This window comes from Bacillus sp. 7894-2 (assembly GCF_002272225.1).
Classification (GTDB): Bacteria; Bacillota; Bacilli; order Bacillales; family Cytobacillaceae; genus Cytobacillus.
Map to the genome: position 1 here is coordinate 1 of NZ_NPDG01000063.1, position 1574 is coordinate 1574.

Annotated in this window: 3 protein-coding genes; 2 read left to right on the forward strand and 1 reads right to left on the reverse strand. The window is 37.3% G+C overall.

All coding sequences use genetic code 11. The features are described from left to right. The first annotated feature begins 84 nt into the window (after window positions 1–84). On the forward strand, window positions 85–360 hold the full coding sequence (locus tag CHI10_RS09660) for a UPF0223 family protein (protein ID WP_048010626.1): 276 nt from the start codon (window positions 85–87) through the stop codon (window positions 358–360). Window positions 361–437: 77 nt separating this feature from the next. Here CHI10_RS09660 and CHI10_RS09665 read toward each other — a convergent pair whose 3' ends face one another. Continuing rightward, the gene (locus CHI10_RS09665) at window positions 438–1058 is read right to left on the reverse strand and encodes a YktB family protein (RefSeq protein WP_095244091.1); all 621 of its coding nucleotides are present in this window, start codon (window positions 1056–1058) and stop codon (window positions 438–440) included. Window positions 1059–1253: 195 nt separating this feature from the next. Here CHI10_RS09665 and CHI10_RS09670 point away from each other — a divergent pair, with 195 nt between their 5' ends. Beyond that, window positions 1254–1448: a hypothetical protein gene (locus CHI10_RS09670; RefSeq protein ID WP_035328635.1), complete on the forward strand. Its 195-nt coding sequence runs from the start codon at window positions 1254–1256 to the stop codon at window positions 1446–1448. Window positions 1449–1574 lie beyond the last annotated feature (126 nt).

The following is a 1574-nucleotide window of genomic DNA, read 5'->3' on the forward strand; positions in this document are numbered from 1 at the left end:
TCTCTGAGTCTGGAAGTGGGGGACTTACTGACCGTTAGACTGCGATAAAATGCATCATGAATATCATAAATGAGGTGAAAGGTAATGGAATATCAGTACCCGATTGACCAGGATTGGTCGACAGAAGAAATTGTGGATGTTATAAAATATTTTGAAAGCATTGAAATGGCATACGAAAAAGGAATTGAGCGGGAACAATTCATGAATGCATATAGACGCTTCAAGGAAATCGTTCCGGGGAAAGCTCAGGAGAAAAACATCTGCGATGACTTTGAAGAACAAAGCGGCTATTCCTCCTACAGGACAGTAAAATTGGCTAAAGAACGTTCAGCCGGGGACAAATTAAAAATGCAGAAATAGACTTTTAAAAAAACAAAACCTTCAACTTGCTGAAGGTTTTGTTTTTTTAATGCCAAATCCACGTTCTGAAAACATGTTTATGCCAATTTGTATAGGGGTAATAAATTTCTAAATACAGATTCAGCTTTTTCAATAAACTGATCAGGTGACATGCGAACGGCATCTTCTCGAGAAATATGATAGCCGCAAAGAATTTCCGCTTTTTTAACATTTTGCAGACGCTGAAACATGGATCTCAACTCTTCCTTGTCCATTCGCTCATGTAAAACAGCATCTGGTTTTGTGTGGTCTCCGGACCAGACATAATCACTGGGTATTTCTTTATAAATTTTGTCCAGGCTGTTCTCAAATAACTTGCCTGCAGCGATTTTATCTGGTGCTTCATAGATTATGGCAAACCAGATAAATACATGAGTTTCCCATAATCCTATCTGGAAATGTGGAAGCATTTTATACCCTCTCGCATTGCTTGCAAATGCGACCCAAGTATCATTTGGCGGATTCTTTGTTCTTCTCGCATGTTTGGCAACATGAGGGAACATTTCAACTCCTGACAGGCTGGAGAGGGATGGTGCAAAATGGCGGCCCAATTCTTCTAATTTAGGCCTAATAACAGATTTTAACCTGTCCATTCTTTCATCCAATCCATCTATTTTAAAGACATCAAAATCATCGTTTGTAAAACCGGAAAAAGACATAAGCTGACCTCCTGTATGCTTTGTCAAATATTGTAGCATACCCGGAAACAATCCAAAAATTTAAAGCTCTATGGAATTGGTGAAATAAAGTTTTAGGTTATCGCACAAATTAGTTGCAATCGAGAATTGTCCTTCATATGATAAAAGTAAAAATAATCAGAAAATTAAACACTTTTGGAAGGGGTGTACTGTCTAATGAAACAACTAATGAATACAGTGAAAAAGAAAAATGGTGATAGGGAAAGGACAGCGGTTTTAAGGCTGGAAATGGACTATGAGCTTGCTACTTTGTTTGATGCCATGTCAGAAAAGAATGAAGACCTTCAAAAACAATCTAAGCTAAAGCTGGAAAAAATCAGGCAGGAACTTCTTAGATTAAAAGCACTATAAGATGAATTGCCGATAAAGGAGAAAAGGCAGAAAAAATGCAAATAAGAAGAAAAAATTAGAAACGAACTCCATGATACTATGAGGGGTTCGTTTATTATTTTGGCTGTTTTCGCAAAGTTTGTTGCT